This window comes from Pseudomonas sp. QE6 (assembly GCF_041379005.1).
GTDB lineage: Bacteria > Pseudomonadota > Gammaproteobacteria > Pseudomonadales > Pseudomonadaceae > Pseudomonas.
In genome coordinates this window covers 104,292-128,271 of the sequence record NZ_CP166873.1, presented here as the reverse complement: position 1 = coordinate 128,271, position 23,980 = coordinate 104,292, and the positions used below count along the sequence as shown (strand labels likewise).

22 protein-coding genes and 2 tRNA genes are annotated in these 23,980 nt (G+C 62.6%); 20 read left to right on the top strand and 4 right to left on the bottom strand.

Annotated features, from left to right (window positions below):
* The first annotated feature begins 17 nt into the window (after positions 1 to 17).
* Genes carB through ACAW63_RS00590 form a run of 3 tightly spaced genes read left to right on the top strand, consistent with a single transcriptional unit; the run spans position 18 to position 4,127 of the window.
* On the top strand, positions 18 to 3,239 hold the full coding sequence (gene carB / locus ACAW63_RS00600; protein WP_275608720.1) for a carbamoyl-phosphate synthase large subunit: 3,222 nt from the start codon (positions 18 to 20) through the stop codon (positions 3,237 to 3,239).
* A complete protein-coding gene (gene greA, locus ACAW63_RS00595; protein ID WP_275608719.1) occupies positions 3,236 to 3,712 on the top strand; it encodes a transcription elongation factor GreA in 477 nt (158 codons plus the stop codon). The genes carB and greA overlap by 4 nt, the downstream gene beginning before the upstream one ends.
* Entirely contained in the window at positions 3,693 to 4,127 is a 435-nt protein-coding gene (locus ACAW63_RS00590; protein ID WP_371230942.1) for a DUF4149 domain-containing protein, read from the top strand. The genes greA and ACAW63_RS00590 overlap by 20 nt, the downstream gene beginning before the upstream one ends.
* A 42-nt stretch (positions 4,128 to 4,169) precedes the next feature.
* On the opposite strand, the gene ACAW63_RS00585 is transcribed toward ACAW63_RS00590, so the two are convergent.
* Positions 4,170 to 4,484, bottom strand: coding sequence for a YhbY family RNA-binding protein (locus ACAW63_RS00585; protein ID WP_207882711.1), 315 nt, complete (start codon positions 4,482 to 4,484; stop codon positions 4,170 to 4,172).
* A gap of 79 nt (positions 4,485 to 4,563) precedes the next feature.
* Between ACAW63_RS00585 and rlmE the strand changes: the two genes are divergently transcribed.
* From rlmE to ACAW63_RS00500, 17 genes are all read left to right on the top strand, one after another.
* Complete coding sequence (gene rlmE / locus ACAW63_RS00580; RefSeq protein WP_065085392.1) at positions 4,564 to 5,187, top strand: 23S rRNA (uridine(2552)-2'-O)-methyltransferase RlmE; 624 nt, start codon at positions 4,564 to 4,566, stop codon at positions 5,185 to 5,187.
* Positions 5,188 to 5,387: 200 nt separating this feature from the next.
* Positions 5,388 to 7,304: an ATP-dependent zinc metalloprotease FtsH gene (gene ftsH / locus ACAW63_RS00575; RefSeq protein ID WP_275608716.1), complete on the top strand. Its 1,917-nt coding sequence runs from the start codon at positions 5,388 to 5,390 to the stop codon at positions 7,302 to 7,304.
* Between the two features lie 9 nt (positions 7,305 to 7,313).
* Positions 7,314 to 8,183 carry a dihydropteroate synthase gene (folP, locus tag ACAW63_RS00570; RefSeq protein WP_371230939.1) on the top strand — a complete coding sequence of 290 codons (870 nt, stop codon included), beginning with the start codon at positions 7,314 to 7,316 and terminating at the stop codon, positions 8,181 to 8,183.
* Positions 8,180 to 9,520: a phosphoglucosamine mutase gene (gene glmM / locus ACAW63_RS00565; protein ID WP_371230937.1), complete on the top strand. Its 1,341-nt coding sequence runs from the start codon at positions 8,180 to 8,182 to the stop codon at positions 9,518 to 9,520. The genes folP and glmM overlap by 4 nt, the downstream gene beginning before the upstream one ends.
* Positions 9,521 to 9,585: 65 nt before the next feature.
* Positions 9,586 to 10,341: a triose-phosphate isomerase gene (gene tpiA / locus ACAW63_RS00560; RefSeq protein WP_275608713.1), complete on the top strand. Its 756-nt coding sequence runs from the start codon at positions 9,586 to 9,588 to the stop codon at positions 10,339 to 10,341.
* A 2-nt stretch (positions 10,342 to 10,343) separates the two neighbouring features.
* Complete coding sequence (secG, locus tag ACAW63_RS00555; RefSeq protein ID WP_371230935.1) at positions 10,344 to 10,736, top strand: preprotein translocase subunit SecG; 393 nt, start codon at positions 10,344 to 10,346, stop codon at positions 10,734 to 10,736.
* Between the two features lie 16 nt (positions 10,737 to 10,752).
* A tRNA-Leu gene (locus ACAW63_RS00550) sits at positions 10,753 to 10,838 on the top strand.
* Between the two features lie 91 nt (positions 10,839 to 10,929).
* Positions 10,930 to 11,006: transfer RNA gene (locus tag ACAW63_RS00545), tRNA-Met, on the top strand.
* A gap of 127 nt (positions 11,007 to 11,133) precedes the next feature.
* On the top strand, positions 11,134 to 11,592 hold the full coding sequence (gene rimP, locus ACAW63_RS00540) for a ribosome maturation factor RimP (RefSeq protein WP_371230933.1): 459 nt from the start codon (positions 11,134 to 11,136) through the stop codon (positions 11,590 to 11,592).
* Positions 11,593 to 11,637: 45 nt separating this feature from the next.
* A complete protein-coding gene (gene nusA / locus ACAW63_RS00535; RefSeq protein ID WP_015478930.1) occupies positions 11,638 to 13,119 on the top strand; it encodes a transcription termination factor NusA in 1,482 nt (493 codons plus the stop codon).
* A 27-nt stretch (positions 13,120 to 13,146) separates the two neighbouring features.
* Positions 13,147 to 15,678: a translation initiation factor IF-2 gene (infB, locus tag ACAW63_RS00530; protein ID WP_371230930.1), complete on the top strand. Its 2,532-nt coding sequence runs from the start codon at positions 13,147 to 13,149 to the stop codon at positions 15,676 to 15,678.
* Positions 15,679 to 15,784: 106 nt separating this feature from the next.
* Positions 15,785 to 16,174, top strand: a complete 390-nt coding sequence (rbfA, locus tag ACAW63_RS00525) for a 30S ribosome-binding factor RbfA (RefSeq protein WP_275608710.1) — start codon at positions 15,785 to 15,787, stop codon at positions 16,172 to 16,174.
* Positions 16,175 to 16,177: 3 nt separating this feature from the next.
* Positions 16,178 to 17,092 (top strand): tRNA pseudouridine(55) synthase TruB, encoded by a 915-nt coding sequence (gene truB, locus ACAW63_RS00520; protein ID WP_371230928.1) that lies wholly within the window; start codon positions 16,178 to 16,180, stop codon positions 17,090 to 17,092.
* Positions 17,093 to 17,190: 98 nt separating this feature from the next.
* Positions 17,191 to 17,460, top strand: a complete 270-nt coding sequence (gene rpsO, locus ACAW63_RS00515; protein ID WP_017518939.1) for a 30S ribosomal protein S15 — start codon at positions 17,191 to 17,193, stop codon at positions 17,458 to 17,460.
* 168 nt (positions 17,461 to 17,628) lie between these two features.
* Positions 17,629 to 19,734, top strand: a complete 2,106-nt coding sequence (gene pnp / locus ACAW63_RS00510; protein ID WP_371230926.1) for a polyribonucleotide nucleotidyltransferase — start codon at positions 17,629 to 17,631, stop codon at positions 19,732 to 19,734.
* A gap of 93 nt (positions 19,735 to 19,827) precedes the next feature.
* Positions 19,828 to 21,243 (top strand): hypothetical protein, encoded by a 1,416-nt coding sequence (locus tag ACAW63_RS00505; protein ID WP_371230924.1) that lies wholly within the window; start codon positions 19,828 to 19,830, stop codon positions 21,241 to 21,243.
* 186 nt (positions 21,244 to 21,429) lie between these two features.
* A complete protein-coding gene (locus ACAW63_RS00500) occupies positions 21,430 to 21,780 on the top strand; it encodes a BON domain-containing protein (RefSeq protein WP_371230922.1) in 351 nt (116 codons plus the stop codon).
* Positions 21,781 to 21,858: 78 nt separating this feature from the next.
* On the opposite strand, the gene ACAW63_RS00495 is transcribed toward ACAW63_RS00500, so the two are convergent.
* From ACAW63_RS00495 to ACAW63_RS00485, 3 genes are read right to left on the bottom strand one after another with little or no spacing between them, the layout of a single operon-like run.
* The gene (locus ACAW63_RS00495; RefSeq protein ID WP_371230920.1) at positions 21,859 to 23,322 is read right to left on the bottom strand and encodes a rhomboid family intramembrane serine protease; all 1,464 of its coding nucleotides are present in this window, start codon (positions 23,320 to 23,322) and stop codon (positions 21,859 to 21,861) included.
* A 57-nt stretch (positions 23,323 to 23,379) separates the two neighbouring features.
* Positions 23,380 to 23,697: a DUF2845 domain-containing protein gene (locus ACAW63_RS00490; protein ID WP_371230918.1), complete on the bottom strand. Its 318-nt coding sequence runs from the start codon at positions 23,695 to 23,697 to the stop codon at positions 23,380 to 23,382.
* Positions 23,694 to 23,978, bottom strand: a complete 285-nt coding sequence (locus tag ACAW63_RS00485) for a DUF2845 domain-containing protein (protein ID WP_371230916.1) — start codon at positions 23,976 to 23,978, stop codon at positions 23,694 to 23,696. Before ACAW63_RS00485 ends, ACAW63_RS00490 begins: the two co-directional genes overlap by 4 nt.
* Positions 23,979 to 23,980 lie beyond the last annotated feature (2 nt).

Below are 23,980 nucleotides of genomic sequence, written 5' to 3'. Positions count from 1 at the left end.
ATTGCAACGAGAGTCCCATGCCCAAGCGTACAGACATCAAGAGCATCCTGATCCTCGGCGCCGGCCCGATCGTCATCGGCCAGGCCTGCGAGTTCGACTACTCCGGCGCACAGGCCTGCAAGGCCCTGAAGGAAGAAGGCTTCCGTGTCATCCTGGTGAACTCCAACCCGGCCACCATCATGACCGACCCGGCCATGGCCGACGCCACCTACATCGAGCCGATCAAGTGGCAGACCGTCGCCAAGATCATCGAGAAGGAGCGCCCTGACGCGCTGCTGCCGACCATGGGCGGCCAGACCGCCCTGAACTGCGCCCTGGACCTGGAGCGCCATGGCGTGCTCGAGCAGTTCGGCGTGGAAATGATCGGCGCCAACGCCGACACCATCGACAAGGCCGAAGACCGTTCGCGCTTCGACAAGGCCATGCGCGACATCGGCCTGGCCTGCCCGCGCTCGGGCATCGCCCATAGCATGGAAGAAGCCTACGGCGTGCTGGAGAAGGTCGGCTTCCCCTGCATCATCCGTCCGTCCTTCACCATGGGCGGTACCGGTGGCGGCATCGCCTACAACCGCGAAGAGTTCGAAGAAATCTGCGCCCGTGGTCTGGACCTGTCGCCGACCAACGAGCTGCTGATCGACGAATCGCTGATCGGCTGGAAGGAATACGAGATGGAGGTTGTCCGCGACAAGAAGGACAACTGCATCATCGTCTGCTCCATCGAGAACTTCGACCCGATGGGCGTGCACACCGGTGACTCCATCACCGTGGCGCCGGCGCAGACCCTGACCGACAAGGAATACCAGATCATGCGCAACGCCTCGCTGGCGGTGCTGCGTGAAATCGGCGTGGAAACCGGCGGCTCCAACGTGCAGTTCGGCATCTGCCCGAACACCGGCCGCATGGTCGTGATCGAGATGAACCCGCGCGTATCGCGTTCCTCGGCGCTGGCTTCCAAGGCCACCGGCTTCCCGATCGCCAAGATCGCCGCCAAGCTGGCCGTCGGCTACACCCTCGACGAGCTGCAGAACGACATCACCGGCGGTCGCACCCCGGCGTCCTTCGAGCCGGCGATCGACTACGTCGTCACCAAGATCCCGCGTTTCGCCTTCGAGAAATTCCCGAAAGCCGACGCCCGCCTGACCACCCAGATGAAATCCGTGGGTGAAGTCATGGCGATCGGCCGCACCTTCCAGGAATCCGTGCAGAAAGCCCTGCGCGGCCTGGAAGTCGGCGCCACCGGTTTCGATCCGAAGCTGGACCTGCACGATCCGGAAGCCGAGAGCATCCTCAAGCGCGAGCTGACCGTGCCCAATGCCGACCGCATCTGGTACGTCGCCGACGCCTTCCGTGCCGGCAAGAGCATCGCCGAAGTCTTCGACCTGACCCGCATCGACGAGTGGTTCCTGGTGCAGATCGAAGACCTGGTCAAGGACGAGGAGCGCGTGAAGACCCTGGGTCTGTCCGCCATCGACCGCGACCTGATGTACAAGCTCAAGCGCAAGGGCTTCTCCGACGCCCGCCTGGCCAAGCTGCTCGGCGTGACCGAGAAGAACCTGCGCAGCCATCGCCAGAAGCTCAAGGTGTTGCCGGTGTACAAGCGCGTGGATACCTGCGCCGCCGAGTTCGCCACCGACACCGCCTACATGTACTCGACCTACGAGGAGGAGTGCGAAGCCAATCCGTCGACTCGCGACAAGATCATGATCCTGGGCGGCGGTCCGAACCGCATCGGCCAGGGCATCGAGTTCGACTACTGCTGCGTACACGCCGCGCTGGCCATGCGTGAAGACGGTTACGAGACCATCATGGTCAACTGCAACCCGGAAACCGTCTCCACCGACTACGACACGTCCGACCGTCTGTACTTCGAGCCGGTGACCCTGGAAGACGTGCTGGAAATCGTCCGCGTCGAGCAACCCAAGGGCGTCATCGTGCAGTACGGCGGCCAGACCCCGCTGAAGCTCTGCCGCGCCCTGGAAGAAGCCGGCGTACCGATCATCGGCACCAGCCCGGACGCCATCGACCGCGCCGAAGACCGCGAGCGCTTCCAGCAGATGGTCCAGCGCCTGAATCTGCGTCAGCCTGCCAACGCCACCGCGCGCAGCGAAGACCAGGCCCTGGAACTGTCGAAGAACATCGGCTATCCGATGGTGGTGCGCCCGTCCTACGTACTGGGCGGCCGTGCGATGGAAATCGTCTACCAGGAAGAAGAGCTCAAGCGCTACATGCGCGAAGCCGTGAAGGTTTCCAACGACAGCCCGGTGCTGCTGGACCGCTTCCTGAACTGCGCCATCGAAGTCGACATCGATGCGGTATGCGACGGCGAGACCGTGGTGATCGGCGCGATCATGCAGCACATCGAACAGGCCGGCGTGCACTCCGGTGACTCCGCTTGCTCGCTGCCGCCGTACTCGCTGCCCGAGCACATCCAGAACGAGATCCGCGAGCAGGTCAAGAAGATGGCCCTGGAACTCGGCGTGGTCGGTCTGATGAACGTGCAGATGGCCGTGCAGGGCGAGGATATCTACGTGATCGAGGTGAACCCGCGCGCGTCCCGTACCGTGCCGTTCGTCTCCAAGTGCATCGGCGAATCCCTGGCCAAGGTCGCGGCCCGCGTCATGGCTGGCAAGTCCCTGGCCGAGGTCGGCTTCACCGAAGAGGTGATCCCGCCGTACTATAGCGTCAAGGAAGCGGTGTTCCCGTTCGCCAAGTTCCCCGGCGTCGACCCGATCCTCGGCCCAGAGATGAAATCCACTGGCGAGGTGATGGGTGTCGGCGACAGCTTCGGTGAGGCGTTCGCCAAGGCCCAGCTGGGCGCCAGCGAAATCCTGCCGAACGCCGGTTGCGCTTTCATCAGCGTCCGTGATGACGACAAGCAGCAGGCCGTCCAGGTCGCTCGCGATCTGATCGCCCTGGGCTTCGAGGTTGTCGCCACCGCCGGTACCGCCAAGGGCATCGAGGCTGCCGGCCTGCCGGTGCGTCGCGTGAACAAGGTGACCGAGGGCCGTCCTCACGTGGTCGACATGATCAAGAATGACGAAGTCACCCTGATCATCAACACCACCGAAGGTCGCCAGTCCATCGCTGACTCGTACTCCATCCGTCGTAACGCCCTGCAGCACAAGATCTACTGCACCACCACCATCGCGGCGGGTCAGGCGATCTGTGAGGCGCTCAAGTTCGGTCCCGAGAAGACCGTTCGCCGACTGCAGGATCTCCATGCAGGAATCAACGCATGAGCAAATTTCCAATGACCGTCCAGGGCGCTCGCGCCCTGGAAGAAGAACTGAAACACCTGAAGACCGTTCTGCGCCCGCAGATCACCCAGGCCATCGCCGAAGCGCGTGAGCTGGGCGACCTGAAGGAAAACGCCGAGTACCACGCCGCCCGTGAACAGCAGGGCATGTCCGAGGCTCGCATCCGCGACATCGAGGCCAAGCTGTCCAACGCGCAGATCATCGACGTGACCACCATTCCGCACACTGGCAAGGTGATCTTCGGTACCACCGTGGATATCGCCAACGTCGAGACCGACGAGACCGTGACCTACCAGATCGTCGGCGACGACGAGGCTGACATCAAGAACAGCAAAATCTCGGTCAACTCGCCGATCGCCCGTGCGCTGATCGGCAAGACCGAAGGCGACGCCGTACTGGTGAAGACTCCGGGTGGCGACGTCGAGTACGAGATCGTTGAAGTCCGCCACGCCTGATCGGCAAAGTCCAAGCGCAGGCACCATCAGCTGGCTGCTGGCCCAGACATTCTGGGTCGGCGGCCTTTGGCTGCTTCAGTTCGTGATGCTGCCGGCGCTGGGCAAGATCGGCCTGGCGCCGCTGCTGGTGGATGCGGTGGCGCAGGCCCTGAAGCCGTTGCTGCTGGGTTTCGCCGGTTTCTGCGCGCTGCTCCAGGCCATGGTGCTCTGGCAGGCGCGCGGATTCGCTGCTTTCACGCGCGAGATGCGTGGGCAGTTGCTGCTCAGCGTGCTGGTGATGACGGTGGTGTATTTCGGCGTGCGCCAGGTTGCGCCTGATGCCGAGCGCTGGCTGCTGTTCAACTACCTGGTGGTGGCGCTCTGCGGGTTGCTGCTGGTGCTGCAGCCGGCGCCGGGGCGGGACGAGCGGAGCTGACGCTGCGGAGCCTTGCCGGCTCCGCGCTGCCGGGCTTGACTGTCAGAGACCGCTGTAGCGGCTGATGTTCGACAGGTTCTTGTTCGGCTTGGGATTGCGGCGATAGATCAGCGCCATCTTGCCGATGACCTGGATCAGTTCGCAGCTGCCGTTCTGGCAGAGTTCGTCGATCAGCGCGCGACGGTCGTCGCGTTCGGCGATGCGGAACTGCACCTTGATCAGTTCATGATCGTTGAGCGCGCGCTCAAGCTCGGCCATCACGCCTTCCGACAGACCGTTTTCAGCAACGGTCAATACGGGTTTCAGGTGATGCCCGATAGATTTGAACTGCTTTTTCTGCTCCTGAGAGAGCGCCATAATCTGACCCCTGGGAAAAAAGGCGGATATTCTACCCGAGTTTCGGTTATACCGGGATGCCGCTCAGACGAGGTAATACGTGGCCCGTTCCAAGACTAGCCATCGCTGGCTGAAAGAACATTTCGACGATCCGTACGTGAAGATGGCACAGCGCGACGGTTATCGCTCGCGCGCCAGCTACAAGCTGCTGGAAATCCAGGAGAAGGATCGCATCCTGCGCCCGGGCATGACCGTGGTTGACCTCGGCGCCGCGCCGGGCGGCTGGTCCCAGGTCACCAGTCGGGTGATAGGTGACAAGGGCACCCTGATTGCCTCGGACATCCTGCCGATGGACAGCATCCCGGACGTCACCTTCATCCAGGGCGACTTCACCGAAGACGAAGTCTTCGCCCAGTTGCTCGAGGCCATCGGAGAAAATCCGGTAGACCTTGTGATTTCCGATATGGCCCCCAATATGAGTGGACTGCCCGCCGTGGACATGCCGCGTGCCATGTTCCTCTGCGAGCTGGCCCTGGATCTCTGCACTCGTGTGCTGCGTCCGGGTGGCGATTTCCTGATCAAGATTTTCCAGGGTGAGGGTTTCGACGCTTACCACAAGCAGGTTCGCGAGAACTTCGAGAAGGTGCAGATGCGCAAGCCGCTGTCGTCCCGCGACCGTTCGCGGGAGCAGTATCTGCTCGCACGAGGCTTTCGCGGCGCCTAGACTGGAATGATTGTGCCGGCTGTTGGTCCATAGCCCGCAGCTTTTGCTTGTGCCGGCGTCAGCCGGGGTTCATAAAGGGTTACAGACGACGCCTGCCTGGGGTGGGCGTTGTGTAGTAATTTTGGCCGGAAGGAGTCTGGCCGTCGTGCGAAGCGGTTTCCAGGGCGGAGCCGGCTTCAGAGGGTAGTCAATTGAACGACATGGCAAAGAACCTGATCCTGTGGCTGATCATCGCGGCGGTACTCGTCACCGTGATGAACAACTTCTCCAGCCCGAGCGAGCCGCAGACGCTCAATTACTCGGACTTCATCCAGCAGGTGAAGGACGGCAAGGTCGAGCGCGTAACCGTCGACGGTTACGTCATCACTGGCAAGCGCCAGGATGGTGACACCTTCAAGACCATCCGCCCGGCGATCCAGGACAATGGCCTGATCGGCGACCTGGTCAACAACAACGTGGTTGTCGAGGGCAAGCAGCCCGAGCAGCAGAGCATCTGGACCCAGTTGCTGGTTGCCAGCTTCCCGATCCTGGTGATCATCGCCGTCTTCATGTTCTTCATGCGCCAGATGCAGGGCGGCGGCGGTGGCCGCGGCGGCCCGATGAGCTTCGGCAAGAGCAAGGCGCGCCTGTTGTCGGAAGACCAGGTGAAGACCACCTTCGCCGACGTCGCCGGTTGCGACGAGGCCAAGGAAGAAGTCAGCGAGCTGGTGGAGTTCCTCCGCGATCCAGGCAAGTTCCAGCGCCTGGGCGGCCGTATCCCGCGCGGCGTGCTGATGGTCGGCCCGCCCGGTACCGGTAAGACCCTGCTCGCCAAGGCCATCGCCGGCGAAGCCAAGGTGCCGTTCTTCACCATTTCCGGTTCGGACTTCGTGGAAATGTTCGTCGGCGTGGGCGCCTCGCGCGTTCGCGACATGTTCGACCAGGCCAAGAAGCACGCGCCCTGCATCATCTTCATCGACGAGATCGACGCCGTCGGCCGCCATCGTGGCGCCGGCCTGGGCGGCGGTCACGACGAGCGCGAACAGACCCTCAACCAGTTGCTGGTGGAGATGGACGGCTTCGAGATGAATGACGGCATCATCGTCATCGCCGCTACCAACCGTCCGGACGTGCTCGACCCCGCGCTGCTGCGTCCGGGCCGTTTCGACCGCCAGGTGGTGGTCGGCCTGCCGGACATTCGTGGTCGCGAGCAGATTCTGAAAGTGCACATGCGCAAGGTCCCGCTGGGTGACAACGTCGATCCGGCTGTGATTGCGCGCGGTACCCCGGGCTTCTCCGGTGCCGACCTGGCCAACCTGGTCAACGAGGCCTCGCTGTTCGCCGCCCGCGCCAACAAGCGCATCGTCGACATGCGCGAGTTTGAACTGGCCAAGGACAAGATCATGATGGGCGCCGAGCGCAAGACCATGGTCATGTCCGAGAAGGAGAAGAAGAACACCGCGTTCCACGAAGCCGGTCACGCCATCGTCGGCCGCCTGGTTCCGGAGCACGATCCGGTCTACAAGGTTTCCATCATTCCGCGCGGCCGCGCCCTGGGCGTCACCATGTTCCTCCCGGAAGAGGATCGCTACAGCCTGTCCAAGCGCGCCCTGGAAAGCCAGATCTGCTCGCTGTTCGGTGGCCGTATCGCCGAAGAGATGACCCTGGGCTTCGAAGGCGTCACCACCGGTGCCTCCAACGACATCATGCGGGCCACCCAGCTGGCACGGAACATGGTGACCAAGTGGGGCCTGTCGGAAAAGCTCGGTCCGCTGATGTACGCGGAAGAAGAGGGTGAGGTTTTCCTCGGTCGCAGCGCCGGTAGCCAGCACGCCAACGTCTCCGGCGAGACCGCCAAGATGATCGACCAGGAAGTGCGCCGCATCATCGACGACTGCTACGGCACCGCCAAGCGTCTGCTGGAGGAGAATCGCGACAAGCTCGACATGATGGCAGACGCGCTGATGAAATATGAAACCATCGACGCCGATCAGATCGACGACATCATGGCCGGCCGCACTCCGCGCGAGCCGCGCGATTGGCAGGGCGGCAACTCCGGCTCCTCCGGCAATGCTGCTTCGCCGCGCGACGAAGGACGCCAGGAAAACCCGATTGGCGGGCCCGCCGGCGAACACTGAGAGCACTGAATGAGTTCGTTGTACCATCCGACCCGGTTGCCTTGCGGCAACCGGGTTCTTGATTTAAGTCGCCCACACGTCATGGGCATCCTCAACGTCACTCCTGATTCCTTCTCCGACGGCGGCCGTTTCAATCGGCTGGATGTGGCGCTGCGCCATGCGGCGGAGATGGTCGAGGCGGGTGCCACGCTGATCGATGTCGGCGGTGAATCGACCCGGCCGGGCGCGCGCGTCGTTTCGCCAACCGAAGAGCTGGAGCGCGTGGCGCCGGTGGTCGAGGCCATCGCTCGCGAGCTGGATGTGGTGATTTCGGTGGACACTTCGACCCCGGCGGTGATGCGCGAAACCGCGCGGCTGGGGGCTGGGGTGATCAATGACGTGCGTTCGCTGCAGCGCGATGGCGCGCTGGATGCCGCGGTCGATAGCGGTCTGCCGGTCTGCCTGATGCACATGCGCGGCGAGCCGGGGAATATGCAGGACGATCCGCGCTATCCGGACATCCTTCAGGAGGTGTTGGGCTTCCTCGAGGAACGTATCGCGGCGTGCGAAGCAGCGGGCATTGCCCGGGAAAGGATCATCGTCGATCCCGGCTTCGGCTTCGCCAAGACCCAGAGTCACAATCTGAATCTGTTCCGGCAGATGGAGCGGTTGATGGAGCTGGGTTGCCCGGTTCTGGTCGGGGTATCCCGCAAGAGCATGGTCGGTCGCGCGTTGGGTCGAGAGGTCGATGGGCGTCTCTATGGAAGCCTGGCGCTGGCGGCTCTGGCGGTGGCCAAGGGTGCCAGTATTATTCGCGTTCATGATGTCGCCGAGACCGTGGACGTGGTTCGAATGATTCACGCAGTGGAAAGTGCAAAGGAAGAGGGGATGTCTGTATGAGCAGGAAGTATTTCGGCACCGATGGTATTCGCGGCCGTGTAGGCACGCCGCCGATCACGCCGGACTTCGTGCTCAAGCTGGGCTGGGCAGTCGGCATGGCGTTCCGTCAGCAAGGCAAGTGCCGCGTGCTGGTGGGCAAGGACACGCGGATTTCCGGCTACATGTTCGAATCCGCGCTGGAGGCGGGGCTGTCCGCGGCGGGCGCAGATGTGATGTTGCTCGGCCCGATGCCGACCCCGGGTATCGCCTATTTGACTCGCACCTTCCACGCCGAGGCTGGCATCGTCATCAGCGCTTCGCACAATCCGCACGACGACAACGGCATCAAGTTCTTCTCCGGCCAAGGTACGAAGCTTCCGGACGAGGTGGAGTTGATCATTGAAGAGTTGCTTGACGCGCCGATGACCGTGGTCGAGTCGGCACGCCTGGGCAAGGTGTCGCGCATCAACGACGCTGCGGGTCGCTATATCGAGTTCTGCAAGAGCAGTGTGCCGTCCAATACCGACTTCTCCGGCTTGCGTATCGTGCTCGATTGCGCCCATGGTGCAACCTACAAGATCGCCCCGAGCGTATTCCGCGAGCTGGGTGCCGAGGTGTCGGTGATCGGGGCGCAGCCGAACGGCCTGAACATCAATGACAAGTGCGGCTCGACCCATATCGAGGCGCTGCAGGAAGCTGTGCTGGCCGAGCAAGCTGACATGGGGATCGCCTTCGATGGCGATGGCGACCGCGTGATGATGGTGGATCACACGGGAGCCGTGGTCGATGGTGACGAGATTATCTTCCTCATCGCCCGCGACCTGCTCGATCGCGGCAAGCTGCATGGCGGTGTGGTCGGCACGTTGATGAGCAACCTGGGGCTGGAGCTGGCATTGCAGGACCTGAACATCCCGTTCGTGCGCGCCAAGGTCGGCGACCGTTATGTGATGTCCGAATTGCAGGCACGTAACTGGCAGTTGGGCGGCGAGAACTCCGGTCATGTCGTATGCTGCCAGCATACGACGACTGGCGATGCCGTCATTGCGGCATTGCAGGTGCTGATGGCGCTGAAAACGCGCGGGCAGAATCTGGCCGAGGCGCGCATGGGCATCCGCAAGTGTCCGCAGGTGCTGATCAACGTGCGCTTTGCCGGCGGCGATGTGGACCCGCTGGAACACCCCGCAGTCAAGGAGGCCTGTGCCAAGGTTACCGACGAGATGGCGGGCCGTGGCCGCGTTCTTTTACGCAAGTCCGGCACCGAGCCGTTGGTTCGGGTGATGGTCGAGGGTGACGAAGAGAGTCGGGTGCGAGCTTATGCCGAGCAGCTGGCGAAAGTCGTGACTGAGGTATGTGCTTGATTTCTCTTGTCAGTTCTAAATCTGTCGAGTAATATCTGCGCCCACTTTGCTCAGCGAGGTACAGCATGCGTCGACCCCTGGTGGCCGGTAATTGGAAAATGCACGGTACCCGCTCCAGCGTGACGGAGCTGATCAAAGGCCTGCGGCAACTGGCTCTTCCTACGGGTGTCGATGTGGCGGTGTTTCCGCCCTGTCTGTACATCAACCAGGTCAAGCATGGTCTGGAAGGTAAGGCGATTGCCGTCGGTGCGCAGAATTGCGCGGTTGAACCCATGCAGGGTGCCCTTACGGGCGAGGTCGCGGCCAGCCAGTTGGCGGATGCGAGTTGCTCCCTGGTGCTGGTTGGTCACTCCGAGCGTCGCCTGATCCTGGGTGAGAGCGATGGTGTGATCAGTCGCAAGTTTGCAGCGGTTCAGTCGTGCGGCCTGGTTCCGGTGTTGTGCGTGGGTGAAACCCGCGAGCAGCGCGAGGCGGGCAAGACTTTGGAGGTCGTCGGGCGCCAGTTGGGCTCGGTGATCGAAGATTTGGGCGTCGGGGCGTTTTCCCGCGCCGTTGTGGCTTACGAGCCGGTGTGGGCGATTGGGACGGGGCTGACAGCTTCTCCCGAGGAAGCCCAGGAAGTGCACGCGGCGATCCGTGCGCAGCTCTCGGCGGAAAACGCTGAAGTGGCCCGCGGTCTTCGCCTCCTGTACGGCGGCAGCGTCAAGGCAGCCAATGCTGTCGAGCTGTTCGGAATGCCGGATATCGATGGGGGGCTCATTGGTGGAGCTTCCCTGAATGCGGATGAGTTCGGTGCGATCTGTCGTGCCGCAGGAAGCTGAAGATGCTGGAAACAGTTGTAATCGTGATTCACCTGCTGATGGCGCTGGGTCTGGTTGTACTGGTCCTGCTTCAGCATGGTAAAGGTGCCGACGCCGGTGCGTCGTTCGGTGCGGGTGCTTCGGCCACCGTTTTCGGTAGCCAAGGTTCCGCTACCTTCCTGAGCCGTTTTACTGCTATACTTGCTGCAGTTTTTTTCATTACTAGCTTGGGTTTAGCGTATTTTGCTAAAGAAAAAGCTGATATGATTCGTCATGCCGGCCTTCCTGATCCGGTAGTGATGGAGCAAAAGCAGGAAAAGGCTCCGGCAGCTAACGATGTGCCGGGTTCGCAAGAGCAGCAACAAGCTCCTGCGAGCGGTAACAGCGATGTTCCGGCGGCTCCTGAGCAGAAGTAAGCAGGCAAGAGTTTTTGCCGAGGTGGTGGAATTGGTAGACACGCTACCTTGAGGTGGTAGTGGCCATAGGCTGTAGGGGTTCGAGTCCCCTCCTCGGTACCATATACGATAGGCCCGCTGTGCGGGCCTTTTCGTTCCGGAGTTTCGGTTGACCTTCAAGGGGCTCAACCGTATAATTTCGCACCAGCTTTGACGCGGGATGGAGCAGTCTGGTAGCTCGTCGGGCTCATAACCCGAAGGTCGTAGGTTCAAATCCTGCTCCCGCAACCAGTTTGGCAGAGCCCCTTTTCAGGGGCTTTTTGCTAGCTGGACAGTCCGTGCCGCCAGGTCAGGGCGGTCCTTAAGGGATGGGCGTTTCGCCCATTTTTTATTTCTACAGCATACGCGAGGCGATCAGGTGTCGAGCAAGCTAGAACAGTTGCAGGCCTTGTTGGCCCCTGTAGTAGAAGCGCTCGGCTATGAGTGCTGGGGCCTGGAGTTCATTTCCCAAGGTCGCCATTCCCTGCTCCGGGTCTATATCGACCGTCCGGAAGGCATCCTGATCGATGACTGCGAGATTGTCAGTCGTCAGGTCAGCGGCGTCCTGGACGTGGAAGATCCGATCAGTGGCGAGTACACCTTGGAAGTGTCGTCGCCCGGCATGGATCGGCCTCTCTTTACGCTTGACCAGTTCGCCCGCTACGTCGGCGAACAGGTAAAGATCAAGCTGCGCACGCCCTTCGAACGGCGGCGCAATTTCCAGGGCATTCTCCGTGGTGTGGAGGAGCAGGATGTGGTGGTCCTGGTGGACGACCATGAATACCTGCTGCCGGTCGACTCGATCGACAAGGCCAACATCATTCCCCGATTTGAGTGAGCCGCCACAGCGCGGATTCCAATGGATTGAAAGGCGAGGCGTACGATGAGCAAAGAAGTACTGCTGGTTGTTGAGTCGGTATCCAACGAAAAGGGTGTACCGCCTGGCGTGATTTTCGAAGCGCTGGAACTGGCCCTGGCGACCGCAACCAAAAAACGTTTCGAGGACGAGGTTGACCTGCGCGTGGAAATCAACCGCGCCAATGGCAACTACGAGACCTTCCGTCGCTGGACCATCGTCGAGGACGAGGACTACTCCAATCCGGCATCGGAACTGACCGTCGAAGACGTGCAGGAAGAGCACCCCGGCATGAAGGCCGGCGAGGTCATCGAAGAGAAGATCGAATCCATCGAGTTCGGCCGCATCGCCGCCCAGACCGCCAAGCAGGTCATCGTGCAGAAGGTTCGCGAAGCCGAGCGCGCTCAGGTGGTCGACGCCTACCGCGAGAAGGTCAACGAGATCATTTCCGGCACCGTCAAGAAGGTCACCCGCGACAACGTGATCGTCGACCTGGGCAACAACGCCGAAGCGCTGCTGGCCCGCGACCAGATCATCCCGCGTGAAACCTTCCGCGTCGGCACCCGCGTGCGTGCCCTGCTCAAGGAAATTCGCAGCGAGAACCGCGGTCCGCAACTGGTCCTGTCGCGTACTGCGCCGGAGATGCTGATCGAACTGTTCCGCATCGAAGTGCCGGAAATCGCCGAGCAACTGATCGACGTGATGGCCGCCGCCCGCGATCCGGGTTCGCGCGCCAAGATCGCCGTTCGCTCCAAGGACAAGCGTATCGACCCGCAGGGCGCCTGCATCGGTATGCGTGGTTCCCGCGTCCAGGCCGTTTCCGGCGAACTGGGCGGCGAGCGTGTGGACATCGTCCTGTGGGACGACAACCCCGCGCAGTTCGTGATCAACGCCATGGCTCCGGCCGAAGTGGCGGCGATCATCGTCGACGAAGATACCCACACCATGGATATCGCCGTTGCCGAAGATAATCTGGCACAGGCCATTGGCCGCAGTGGCCAGAACGTACGTCTGGCCAGCCAGCTCACCGGCTGGACCCTGAACGTGATGACCGAGGCCGATATCCAGGCCAAGCAGCAGGCTGAAACTGGCGACATCCTGCAACGTTTCGTCGACGAGCTGGATGTCGACGAGGAACTGGCCCAGGTGCTGGTGGAAGAAGGCTTCACCACCCTGGAAGAAATCGCCTACGTACCGATGGAAGAGATGCTCAGCATCGACGGCTTCGACGAGGACATCGTCAACGAGCTGCGCTCGCGAGCCAAGGACCGCCTGCTGACCAAAGCCATCGCCACTGAAGAGAAACTCGCCGACGCACAACCTGCCGAAGACCTGCTCAGCCTCGATGGCATGACCAAAGAGCTGGCCGTTGACCTGGCGCTGCGCGGCGTAACCACCCGTGAAGATCTTGCCGAGCAATCCATTGACGATCTGCTCGACATCGACGGCATGGACGAAGAGCGTGCCGGCAAGTTGATCATGGCCGCCCGGGCCCATTGGTTCGAGTAAGCATTCGCGGCCTGAGGAGAGAAGTGCATGACGCAAGTCACGGTGAAAGAACTGGCCAAGACGGTCGATACGCCGGTGGAGCGCCTGCTGCAGCAGATGCGTGAAGCGGGTCTGCCCCATAACAACGCCGAGCAGGTGGTAACCGACAGCGAGAAGCAAGCGCTGCTGGCCCACCTGAAGGGCAGCCATGGTGAGCGCGCGGAAGAGCCGCGCAAGATCACCCTGCAACGCAAGACCACTTCGACCTTGAAAGTCGCTGGCAGCAAGACCGTCAGCGTCGAGGTCCGCAAGAAGAAAACCTACGTCAAGCGTGACCCCGCAGAGCTCGAGGCCGAGCGTCAGCGTGAGCTGGAAGAACAGCGCGCCGCGGAAGAAGCGGTTCGTCTGAAGGCTGAGGAAGACGCCCGTCAGCGCGCCGCTGAAGAGGAAGCTCGCCGTCAGGCCGAGGCTGCCCGTCAGGCCGCTGAAACTGTTGCCGCTCCGGCTGCTGCGGAGGCACCGCGTGCCGCTGCACCGGCAGCTGCTCCAGCTGCCGCCGCTGCAGTTGCTCCGGCTCCGGCTGCGGACGACCGCAAGAAGGAAGAGCCGCGTCGTGCGCCCAAGCGCGAAGACGAGGACGAACGCCGTGATCGCAAGCATGCCCAGCATCGCCCGTCGATCAAGGAAAAGGAAAAGACCAGCGCTCCTCGCGTCGTACGCGCTGCGGTGGACGACGAAGACAGCTTCGGTCGTCGCGGCGGTGGTCGCGGTAAGGCCAAGCTCAAGAAGCGTAACCAGCACGGGTTCCAGAGCCCGACAGGACCGATTGTGCGCGAAGTCAGTATCGGCGAGACCATTACCGTGGCTGAGCTCGCTCAGCAGATGGCGGTCAAGGGCGCCGATGTCGTCAAGTTCATGTTCAAGATGGGCAGCCCGGTCACCATCAACCAGGTGCTCGACCAGGAAACCGCCCAACTGGTCGCCGAAGAGTTCGGTCACAAGGTCAAGCTGGTCAGCGAGAACGCGCTGGAAGAACAGCTGGCCGAGTCCCTGAAGTTCGAAGGCGAGGCCGTACCGCGTGCGCCGGTGGTGACCGTGATGGGTCACGTCGACCACGGCAAGACCTCGCTGCTCGACTACATCCGTCGTGCCAAGGTGGCGGCGGGCGAAGCCGGCGGCATCACCCAGCACATCGGCGCCTACCATGTGGAAACCGACCGCGGCATGGTCACCTTCCTCGACACCCCCGGCCACGCCGCGTTCACCGCGATGCGTGCCCGTGGTGCCCAGGCGACCGACATCGTCATCCTGGTGGTGGCGGCGGACGACGGCGTGATGCCGCAGACCCAGGAAGCCGTACAGCACGCGAAAGCTGCTGGCGTGCCGATCGTGGTCGCGGTGAACAAGATCGACAAGCCCGATGCCAACCCGGACAACATCAAGAACGGCCTGGCCGCTCTGGATGTGATCCCGGAAGAGTGGGGTGGCGATGCTCCCTTCGTCCACGTATCCGCCAAGATGGGTACCGGCGTCGACGAACTGCTCGAAGCCGTACTGCTGCAAGCCGAAGTACTGGAACTCAAAGCCACTCCGTCGGCCCCGGGCCGTGGCGTGGTGGTCGAGTCCCGCCTGGACAAGGGCCGTGGCCCGGTAGCCACCGTGCTGGTCCAGGACGGTACCCTGCGTCAGGGCGACATGGTCCTGGTCGGCGTCAACTACGGCCGCGTCCGTGCGATGCTCGACGAGAACGGCAAGCCGATCAAGGAAGCCGGTCCGTCCATTCCGGTCGAGATCCTCGGCCTGGATGGCACCCCGGATGCCGGTGACGAGATGACCGTGGTGGCCGACGAGAAGAAGGCCCGCGAAGTCGCTCTGTTCCGTCAGGGCAAGTTCCGCGAAGTCAAACTGGCTCGTCAGCAGTCCGCCAAGCTCGAGAACATCTTCGAGAGCATGGGCCAGGACGAGAAGAAGACCCTCAACATCGTCCTCAAGGCCGACGTTCGTGGTTCTCTGGAAGCCCTGCAGGGCTCGCTGGTTGGTCTGGGCAACGACGAAGTGCAGGTTCGCGTGGTCGGCGGCGGCGTCGGTGGTATCACCGAGTCCGATGCCAACCTGGCGCTGGCCTCCAACGCGGTGCTGTTCGGCTTCAACGTCCGTGCTGACGCTGGTGCGCGCAAGATCGTCGAGTCCGAAGGCCTCGACATGCGTTACTACAACGTGATCTACGACATCATCGAAGACGTCAAGAAAGCCCTGACCGGCATGCTCGGCAGTGATGTTCGCGAGAACATCCTGGGTATCGCCGAAGTGCGTGACGTGTTCCGTTCGCCGAAGTTCGGCGCGGTCGCTGGCTGCATGGTCACCGAGGGTCTGGTGCACCGCAACCGTCCGATTCGCGTGCTGCGCGACGACGTGGTGATCTTCGAAGGCGAACTGGAATCCCTGCGTCGCTTCAAGGACGACGTCGCCGAAGTCCGTGCCGGCATGGAGTGCGGTATCGGCGTGAAGAGCTACAACGACGTTCGCGTCGGCGACAAGATCGAAGTGTTCGAGAAGGTCGAAGTCGCTCGTACTCTGTAAGGGTATTCGAGCGTGAACGCAGCGCCCGGGCCGGCTTTCCAGTCGTCCCGGGCGTTTGCCGCTTTCAGACCCGCAGTCTCAGGGCTCGGGTAAGCAGGTTAGGAAAATGGCCAAAGAGTACAGCCGTACCCAGCGTATCGGCGACCAGATGCAGCGTGAACTGGCGCTGCTGATCCAGCGTGAAATCAAGGACCCGCGTCTGGGCCTGGTGACCATCACCGGCGTCGACGTGGCCCGTGATCTGTCCCATGCCAAGGTGTTCGTCACCGTGATGGGGCAGGATGACAATGCCGCGGTGGTGAAGCAGAACACCGACATCCTCAACGATGCCGCAGGCTTCCTGCGTATGCAGTTGGGCAAGGCGATGAAGCTGCGTACCGTTCCGCAATTGCACTTCAGCTATGACGCCAGTATTCGTCGCGGCGCGGAGCTGTCGGCGCTGATCGAGCGGGCGGTGGCGGAAGATCGCCGCCACGGCGGCGACTCCGAGGAGTAAGGCGTGGCCCAGGTGAAACGCATTCGCCGTGCGGTCAACGGCGTGCTGGTGCTCGACAAGCCGCGTGGCATGAGTTCCAACCAGGCCCTGCAGAAGGTGCGCTGGCTGCTCAATGCCGAGAAGGCCGGCCACACCGGCAGCCTCGATCCGCTGGCCACCGGCGTGCTGCCGCTGTGCTTCGGCGAGGCGACCAAGTTCTCCCAGTACCTGCTGGATGCCGACAAGGCCTATGAGACCGTCGCTCAGCTGGGCGTCACCACTACCACCGGCGATGCCGAGGGTGAGGTGCTCGAACAGCACGAGGTGACCGTCGGTCGGGAAGCGGTGGAGGCCATGTTGCCGCGCTTCCGTGGCGACATAGAGCAGGTGCCGCCGATGTATTCGGCATTGAAGAAGGACGGCCAGCCGCTGTACAAGCTGGCGCGTGCAGGAGAGGTAGTGGAGCGCGAGGCGCGTTCTGTTACTATTGCGCGCTTGGATTTGCTCGCCTTCGAGTCGCCCTGTGCGACGCTGGCCGTTTCCTGCAGCAAGGGCACCTATGTTCGCACCCTGGTCGAAGACATCGGCCGCGAACTTAAGTGTGGCGCCCACGTCGCCGCCCTGCGCCGGACCCAGGCCGGGCCGTTCCAGCTGAACCAGTCGGTGACGCTGGAGGAACTCGAGAAAGTCCATGCCGAGGGCGGCAATGAGGCCCTCGACCGCTTCCTGTTGCCGGTGGATGCCGGCCTGGAGCACTGGCCGCTGCTGCAGCTTTCCGAGCACAGCGCCTACTACTGGCTGCATGGGCAGCCGGTGCGCGCTCCCGAGTTGCCGAAGTTCGGCATGCTGCGGGTGCAGGATCACCAAGGTCATTTCATCGGTATCGGTGAAGTGACCGAAGACGGGCGCCTGGCGCCGCGTCGACTGATTCGGTCTTAAGGCCGAAACCGAGGGTGGCTGTCAGCAGGCACGGTCACTCCTCTTACTATGAACACAGGGAGAAGTCCCTGGCCTGTTACCTCAGAGGAAGCCCCATCATGGCACTGAGCGTCCAAGAAAAAGCCCAGATCGTTAACGAGTACAAGCAAGCTGAAGGCGACACCGGTTCCCCGGAAGTGCAGGTTGCACTGCTGTCCGCCAACATCAACAAGCTGCAGGACCACTTCAAGGCCAACGGCAAAGACCACCACTCCCGTCGTGGCCTGATCCGTATGGTTAACCAGCGTCGTAAGCTGCTGGACTACCTGAAGAGCAAGGACACCTCTCGTTACAGCGCCCTGATCGGTCGCCTGGGCCTGCGTCGCTAAGACGGCAAGCCTGAAGTGGGAAGCTGGGAGTCCGGGGTCGATGAGCGGTTCATACCGCTCATCGGCTCTGGCTCCCGGCTTTCTCGCTTTTATAGGGAATGAATTCGGGTCCGACTCCCGGCATTTCCACGATTTCCCCCAAGGCAACAAAGAGAAGGTAGAGAAACCGTGAACCCGGTAATCAAGAAATTCCAATTCGGTCAGTCGACCGTCACCCTCGAGACTGGCCGCATCGCCCGTCAGGCCACTGGTGCCGTACTGGTCACCATGGACGACGTCACCGTGCTGGTCACCGTGGTCGGCGCCAAGTCCCCGGCCGAAGGCCGCGACTTCTTCCCGCTGTCCGTGCACTACCAGGAGAAGACCTACGCTGCCGGCCGTATCCCGGGTGGCTTCTTCAAGCGTGAAGGCCGTCCTTCCGAGAAGGAAACCCTGACCTCGCGCCTGATCGACCGTCCGATCCGTCCGCTGTTCCCCGAAGGTTTCATGAACGAAGTGCAGGTTGTCTGCACCGTCGTTTCCACCAACAAGAAGTCCGATCCGGACATCGCGGCCATGATCGGCACCTCCGCCGCCCTGGCGATTTCCGGCATCCCGTTCGCCGGCCCGATTGGCGCCGCCCGTGTCGGCTTCCACCCGGAAATCGGCTACATCCTCAACCCGACCTACGAGCAGCTGCAGAGCTCCAGCCTCGACATGGTCGTGGCCGGTACCTCCGACGCCGTGCTGATGGTTGAATCCGAAGCCGACGAGCTGACCGAAGACCAGATGCTGGGCGCCGTGCTGTACGCCCACGAAGAGTTCCAGGCCGTCATCCGTGCCGTCAACGAACTCGCTGCCGAAGCCGGCAAGCCGTCCTGGGACTGGAAAGCCCCGGCCGAGAACACCGTGCTGGTCAACGCCATCAAGGCCGAGCTGGGCGACGCCATCTCCCAGGCTTACACCATCACCATCAAGCAGGATCGCTACAACCGTCTGGGCGAGCTGCGCGACCAGGCCGTTGCCCTGTTCGCTGGCGAAGAAGAAGGCAAGTTCCCGGCCTCCGAGGTCAAGGACGTTTTCGGCCTGCTGGAATACCGCATCGTTCGCGAGAACATCGTTACCGGCAAGCCGCGTATCGATGGCCGTGACACCCGCACCGTTCGTCCGCTGAAGATCGAAGTCGGCGTACTGGGCAAGACCCACGGTTCCGCCCTGTTCACCCGTGGCGAAACCCAGGCCCTGGTCGTTGCCACCCTCGGCACCGCCCGTGACGCCCAGCTGCTGGACACCCTGGAAGGCGAGCGCAAGGACGCCTTCATGCTGCACTACAACTTCCCGCCCTTCTCGGTGGGCGAGTGCGGCCGCATGGGCAGCCCGGGCCGTCGCGAAATCGGTCACGGCCGTCTGGCCCGTCGTGGCGTCGCTGCCATGCTGCCGACCCAGGACGAGTTCCCCTACACCATCCGCGTGGTTTCCGAAATCACCGAATCCAACGGTTCCAGCTCCATGGCTTCCGTGTGCGGTGCGTCCCTCGCGCTGATGGACGCCGGTGTGCCGGTTCGCGCTCCGGTTGCCGGTATCGCCATGGGCCTGGTGAAGGAAGGTGACAAGTTCGCCGTCCTGACCGACATCCTGGGTGACGAAGACCACCTGGGCGACATGGACTTCAAGGTCGCCGGTACCGACAAGGGCGTTACCGCCCTGCAGATGGACATCAAGATCAACGGCATCACCGAAGAGATCATGGAGATCGCCCTGGGCCAGGCCCTGGAAGCTCGCCTGAACATCCTCGGCCAGATGAACCAGGTCATTGCCGCTCCGCGCGCCGAGCTGTCGGAAAACGCTCCGACCATGCTCCAGATGAAGATCGACACCGACAAGATCCGCGACGTCATTGGCAAGGGCGGCGCCACCATTCGCAGCATCTGCGAAGAGACCAAGGCCTCGATCGACATCGAGGACGATGGCAGCGTGAAGATCTACGGCGAAACCAAGGAAGCTGCCGAGGCCGCCAAGCAGCGCGTCCTGGGTATCACCGCGGAAGCCGAGATCGGCAAGATCTACGTCGGCAAGGTCGAGCGCATCGTGGACTTCGGTGCCTTCGTCAACATCCTGCCGGGCAAGGATGGTCTGGTGCATATCTCGCAGATCAGCGACAAGCGCATCGACAAGGTCACCGACGTTCTGCAGGAAGGCCAGGAAGTCAAAGTCCTGGTTCTGGATGTGGACAACCGTGGCCGCATCAAGCTGTCCATCAAGGACGTTGCCGCTGCCGAAGCCTCTGGCGTCTAAGCAGTAGCGAAATGAAGAGAGGGCCCCTTGCGGGCCCTCTTTTTTTGCCTTGGAATGTGCTATTCGCCGATCTCGCTCCAAGGATGCCCCGGGATGGACAAGCGGTATTGCCACTATCACAGCGCCCAGCCTGCCACCTGGCAGTGCCTGCCGTGCGAGCGACATTACGGGGATTGTTGCGTACCGCTGAACTCCGATGCTCCGGAGTATGCGCCGGCTTGTCCGCTCTGCCGGGGTGCGCTGCGCTATCTCGGCGCCGCCAACACCGCACAGCCGTTCTGGGAGCGCCTGCCGCGCTTCTTCGCCTATGGCCTGCAAACCGGTCCTCTGGCCTTTGCCGCACTGCTGGCGTTGGCGTGCGTGTTCATGCCCAGCGTTCTGCTGCTCTGGCTGCTGCTGTTCGCGGTGGCGACCAAGTACCTGCACAGCGTGATCGAGGCCGCCAGTTTCGGCAGCCAGGAGGCCCCGGGCCTGGCCGAGGCATTCCGCCTGGACAGCCTGCGGGCGTTCTTCCAGCAGTTGGCGGTGTTCGTCATTGTGCTGGTGCTGCTCTGGCTGGCGGCGGACTTCCACAGCGAAGCGATCTACTGGGGCGTCAATGTCGCGATCATGCTGGCGTTGCCGGCGAGCATCATCCGTCTGTCACTGGACAAGAGCCTTGGTGCCGCACTGAGCCCGGCGGAGATCGGCCAGGTCATGAGCGCCATGGGCTGGCGTTACCTGATTCTCTGCGTGTTCCTGTTCATCCTCTGGCAGTCGCCCAGCTACGTCGGCTGGTTCCTGTCCCAGGGCCTGCCCCGGGTGGTGATGGTGCCGGTAGTGGCCCTGCTCAGCGGCTACTTCGGCGTGGTGATGTGCGCCATGATGGGATATGCGGTGTTCCAGTATCAGGGCGAGCTGGGTTATGTGGCAGCCGGCGACGAAGCCCCGGCGGGTTTCGCCGCCCCGGAATGGCGTCGTCGCAAGGCGCTGGCCGAGGCCGAGATACGGGTCAAGGAAGGGCAGAGCGGCGCCGCGCTGGAGATATTGCTCGAAGCGCTGCGTGAAGGGGCGCAGGACCTCAAGCTCAATGAACGCTATCACCAGTTGCTGTTCTCGGTGAATGCCCGCAGTGAGTGCTTGAAGCATCTGCCCCATTACCTGCCGTTGGCGGTTCGTCTCAATACCCCCTTGGCGGTCACGGCATTCCTCAATGCTCGCCAGTTGCAGCCGGACTACCTGCCGGAGGATCCCCTGGTCTGCGAACGCATCGCCGAGGTGCTGCTGGAGCGACACAAGGCGCGAGAAGCGCTGAGCCTGCTGCGCAATCTGCACAAGCGCTTTCCGGATTATCCGGGAGTGCCCAGGGCCTATCTGCTGGCGGCGCGGGGTTTTTCCGAGGAGCTTGGGCAGGTCGAACCGGCTCGCCAGTTGCTTGCGTTCATTCGCCAGCGCTACCCGGCATTCGAGCAAATGAGCGAGGTCGTTCAGCTGGAGGCCGTTTTGGCGAATCTTGGCAAGAGTGCCTGACTGCTGCCATGCAAGTTGCATGGCCATTCAGTGGCGACTGTGCAATCTGCACAGCATTTGTTTTTCTAACTTATTGATTTATTGGTGTTTTGGTGGCTGGAAAAGACTGGCACAAGGCTTGCGAGACTTCTGATACAACTGCCGCCAGGAGGAGGTAGCAGTCTTCAACCAGCAGGAGAGACCGCCATGAAACATCGCTTCAGCAAACTGGCCCTTGCCGCCGCCACCGCAACCGCCTTGAGCTTCTCGTTCGCCAACTCGGTGTTCGCCCAGCCGACGACGCTGGCTGCGAACGATACGGTTCAGAAGACCGAGCAGGCGGTTTCCGACACCTGGATCACCAGCAAGGTGAAATCCATGCTGATCGCCAATAAGGATATTGGCGCCACGGGTATCAAGGTCGAGACCAATCAGGGTGTGGTTTCCCTGTCCGGTAACGTCAAGACCGATGCCGAGCGGGAACTGGCCATCAAGACTGCTCAGGACATCAAGGGTGTGAAGGCCGTTTCCGCCGATGGACTGAAGTCGACCGACTAGGGGGGCGACCGCTGCCGAGCATTGGCTGAGTGTCCTATTGTTACCCCGCCGGGCGTGCCCTGGCGGGTTTTTTTTCCCTCAAAGCGTCCGGGGCGACAGATGCTGCTGGTAGACAAGGATCTGCCGGGTCGAGTCGGCATCCGGAAAGTGCTGGCCAAGAAAGCGAGTCATCTCGGCGATGGTTTGGGCGTCCTGCCGTGGATTCAGGCACTTCGCCAACTGCAGAGTCAGTGACGGCAGCTGTTCAGGCCGTTGCCCGGACGCCACCAGCCTGCGCCAGCAGCCCAGCGCGCGCGCCGGTTCGTCGATCAGCAGCAGCTTGCGCAGCAGATGCAACTGGATGGCCGGATGGCTCAGCAGGTGCGGGCTGTGCGCTCCGCTCTCGTCGGCCAGCCGGCGAACGAAGGTGTCGGCTTCCTGGCTGCGCGGCAGGGCGAAGAGTTGTTTGAGCACGGGGCTCATCAAGGTGCGGTCCTGGCGTGCCTTGGCGACTCCGTACAGGCGTTCGATCAGCGGAAGGCGGCCGGGATAGCGTTCGAGCAGTTCGTTCCCGCGTGCCGCGACCTGATCGAGGGCGAAGCGGCCGATCTGTTCGTCGAGGCTGTTCAAGGCACGCTTGAACGGCGCGTCGGGATCCTCCTTGGCGAGATAAGCGTGATCGACTTTCAAACGACCCAGCTGCCGGGGCAGCCAGACGGCAATGAACCCTGATACCAGGCCGCCGATGTGCGCGTAGTAGTTGACGTGATCCGCTGCACGCAGCAGGCCGAAGAGCTCCTTGCCCAGCCACAGCGGCAATATCCACAGTGCCGGGGCGCTGAAGTAGCCGATCAGGGGCCCCAGCCAGTAGAAGAAGCGGATGCGTCGCAGCCCGTAGACGCCGATGTACATGCCCATCAACCCGGAGATCGCGCCGGAAGCGCCGATTCCCGGCACCCAGGCCGGGTCCAGTGCCCACCAGAGCAGCCCCGAACACAGCCCGCAAAGCAGGTACAGACCCAGGTACACCCAGCGGCCCAGGGCGATCTCCAGGGCAAAGCCGAAGATGAACAGGAACACCATGTTGCCGGCCAGGTGCCAGAAGTCGCCGTGGAGGAACATCGAGCCGAACAGGCCCTCGACGGTGAAGCGCGCCGGCACGAAGCCGAAGCGCAGGCTGCTCAGGCGATCCCGTGCGCTTTCCGCCTTGGCGCGGGCGGCTTGCCAGGCGGCGTCCTGGCCATAGGCCGGCAGGCTGCGCAGGTCATGGCCGAATTCCAGGTCGCTGAGGATGAGCCAGGCCAGTTGCTGGCGGGGCAGGGCCTCCACCGTCTGGCGCTGATCCGCCGTGATTCGCTCGCGGCGCTCCAGGGCGGCGCTGAACAGGGGGCGCTCGCGGCTCAGCAGGTCCGCTTCGAGATAGACCCGGACTGCCTGCTCATGCCGCTCGCCATCGCCACTCTGGTAACCGAAGAAGATCAGGACGTTGAGCAGGATGAGCAGCAGCGTGACGACTGGAGGTTTCTTCCAGTCCAGCGGGTGTTCGGCGGGTACGATGACCATGGGCGACCGATCCTTGGCGCAAAGATGCCGCAGGCTAGCACTGGCGGGGCCAGGGTGTCAGTTGCCGCCGCTGCGCTTGCTCTGGATGGTGGTCAGGCGGTTGCCCTCGAAGCGCACGAAATACAGCATGCCGTTCCAGGGGCCGTAGATCCATTCCTCCACGGCCACCTCGTTGCGCTGGCCCCAGTCGCCAACGACTTCCTTGTAACCGAGGAACGAGCGGTCGACGGGCGGGCCGCAGCGATCGAGCACCTCGCTGGTGAGGTTGCCGGTGCTGATCAGCTTGCTGTTGCAGCGCAGGCTGGCGGCTTCGGACTGCCCGGCGAGCAGCAGGAGCAACAGCAGAGCCGGGCGTAGGGTCTTGGATAGGGTCAATTGCGCTTGAACTCGATGCTCTTGAGCCGGTTGGCTTCGAAGGTGAGGATGTAGATGGTGCCGTTGCGCGGGCCGTAGACCCACTCTTCAATGCGATACTCGCGATTGTCGTAACTGCCGAGGGAATAACCGACCTCATCGCGGTGCTCAGGCGGGCCACACTTCTGTTCGACCTCCCAGGCGCGGTCGCCCGCGTTGACCAGGGCACTGCCGCAGCGCATGCTCTCGGCCTGCGCGGTGGCCGCGCAGAGCAGCAGCGTGCAGGCCGCAAGCGCTTTCATGG